The following is a 1,854-nucleotide window of genomic DNA, read 5'->3' as shown; positions in this document are numbered from 1 at the left end:
CCAACCATTCCCCCATTCCCTAAGATGTCATAACCAACCTTTTGATTTCATAAAAGTTTCACATCTCTTCTGTTTTTGAAGCGTGAAAAATTCATTTTTAATCTGTCAACCAGCCTCACGTTAACGTGAGGCTTTATTTTATGGAGAAGCAAATGAGAAAAATATCATCAGCAGGGCTTGCGCTCATTAAACAATGGGAAGGATTGCGTTTACAAGCCTATAAAGATGCCATCGGGGTGTGGACAATTGGCTATGGTCATACCAGCGCGGCTGGTAAACCGTTCGTTCACAAGGGCATGATCATTACTGAAAAACAAGCAGAAGAAGTTCTTTCTCAAGATTTAAGACAATTTGAAAATACCGTTGAAAAACATGTGACGGTTTCTTTAACGGATGAACAATTCGCCGCGCTCGTATCGTTTTGCTATAATATAGGAACATCGGCTTTTTGTAATTCGACCCTGCTCAAAAAACTCAATAATGGCGAATATGAAGCCGTCCCTGCTGAGTTACAAAAGTGGACTAAAGCAGGAGGAAAACGTCTTCACGGTTTAGTGCACCGTCGTGCAGCAGAATCGGGATTATGGGCAAAAGGGGCTTATGTTTCTCCCAACTACCAAACTGTAGAAACGCAAGCTCCAATGGGATTTTTCAAAGCAGAAGCGCTTACACCGATTATTGGTTCTTTTTCTGGACTTGGGGGCTTATTGGCAGGCAATGGTCCCATCCAATGGGCATTAGCAACCATTATGGTTTTAGCCGCCTGCGTTGGCATTTTCTTTGTGGCAAAACGGTTTCGGGAGCAGCGCTTATGATGTGGTGGTTGAAAAAAAATCTGATGATAACAGGAGCGGCTCTGACCGCTTTTTTTATCGCTTTAGCAAAAGCTTTCACTCTTGGAAAGAAGGTTGAACAACAAAAGCAAATAGAAAAAACGCTAAAGTCATCAACAACACGGCTAGAGGTGGAAAATGAAATTAATCAAAAAAGTGATGCTGATGTACGCGCTGCTCTTACTCACTGGTTGCGCGATAAAAACAATCAATGAGCCTTTTTCTTGCGTTGGTTGGATGCCCATTTATTTAGACAACAAAGATCTCAATATCATCAGTTCAAATCTCGCAAGAGATATTTTAAAGCATAACAAACAAGGGGAACACATGTGTGGGTGGAAACATGGCTAGAAAAAAAACGGAAAAACAAACAGAGCTTACAGAAAAGGAAAAAGAAGTCCTACAAGAAATCATCACAACGTATAAAAGTGTAAAAATGATGTCACGCTATACGAAATGGATTATATTCATCATTTTTTTATTAGCACTTGATTTTTCACGGATCGTAGATGTGCTGGGAAGTATTTTTACACAAAAATCGAATATTCAGCTCTAAAATAAATAAAAAACGTGAGACGTGTTAAATCTTTTAAAAAGATAAAAAGCCATTCGTTATTTTTTGAAAACATGGAGATTTTATTGATGATTTTTCATGTCTCACGAGAAATTTTTATACACTCTTCACAAACACTTTCATGAAATGAATTTAGGGGTATGAAGAGAGATTTTTAACCAACGCGTAAGTCAGCAACTTTGGTAACATAAGAAAAGGATCATACCAACATACATTTTTTTAATAAACTATTGATATCCAAATGATTTTATACTCTTCATAAATAGCATTGCCAAGAATTTGTATTAAAAGACATTTCTTTTAAAGAAGTGCATAAACAAGCAATGTAATGGTAGCCTTACATAAAGCCTCTCATCTTTACGTTGAATAAAAAAGCAAGCCGGCTCCTCTCACCTTCCCAATGCCCTGCCTCTCAATGCCCTGCCTCCCAATTTCCACCCTCCCAAT

4 protein-coding genes are annotated in these 1,854 nt (G+C 38.2%); all 4 read left to right on the top strand.

Going from position 1 to position 1,854, the window contains the following annotated elements; translation table 11 throughout:
* Positions 1-152: 152 nt before the first annotated feature.
* The 4 genes from ACFIL8_RS09740 to ACFIL8_RS09725 are packed head-to-tail and all read left to right on the top strand — an operon-like array spanning position 153 to position 1,389.
* Positions 153-815 carry a lysozyme gene (locus tag ACFIL8_RS09740; protein WP_375611604.1) on the top strand — a complete coding sequence of 221 codons (663 nt, stop codon included), beginning with the start codon at positions 153-155 and terminating at the stop codon, positions 813-815.
* Positions 812-1,048, top strand: coding sequence for a hypothetical protein (locus tag ACFIL8_RS09735; RefSeq protein ID WP_273790902.1), 237 nt, complete (start codon positions 812-814; stop codon positions 1,046-1,048). The genes ACFIL8_RS09740 and ACFIL8_RS09735 overlap by 4 nt, the downstream gene beginning before the upstream one ends.
* Positions 972-1,184: a hypothetical protein gene (locus ACFIL8_RS09730; RefSeq protein WP_375627760.1), complete on the top strand. Its 213-nt coding sequence runs from the start codon at positions 972-974 to the stop codon at positions 1,182-1,184. Before ACFIL8_RS09735 ends, ACFIL8_RS09730 begins: the two co-directional genes overlap by 77 nt.
* A complete protein-coding gene (locus ACFIL8_RS09725) occupies positions 1,177-1,389 on the top strand; it encodes a hypothetical protein (protein ID WP_375610233.1) in 213 nt (70 codons plus the stop codon). Before ACFIL8_RS09730 ends, ACFIL8_RS09725 begins: the two co-directional genes overlap by 8 nt.
* Positions 1,390-1,854: the final 465 nt, after the last annotated feature.

Source organism: Bartonella sp. AP57NXGY (assembly GCF_042195805.1).
In the GTDB taxonomy this organism is placed as follows: Bacteria; Pseudomonadota; Alphaproteobacteria; order Rhizobiales; family Rhizobiaceae; genus Bartonella.
This window is presented reverse-complemented; position numbering and strand designations above follow the sequence as displayed.

Excerpts from the sequence above, each read along its gene's own strand:
- ACFIL8_RS09735 (WP_273790902.1), top strand. The coding sequence starts at position 812 with ATGATGTGGTGGTTGAAAAAAAATCTGATGATAACAGGAGCGGCTCTG.
- ACFIL8_RS09730 (WP_375627760.1), top strand. The coding sequence starts at position 972 with ATGAAATTAATCAAAAAAGTGATGCTGATGTACGCGCTGCTCTTACTC.
- ACFIL8_RS09725 (WP_375610233.1), top strand. The coding sequence starts at position 1,177 with ATGGCTAGAAAAAAAACGGAAAAACAAACAGAGCTTACAGAAAAGGAA.
- ACFIL8_RS09740 (WP_375611604.1), top strand. The coding sequence starts at position 153 with ATGAGAAAAATATCATCAGCAGGGCTTGCGCTCATTAAACAATGGGAA.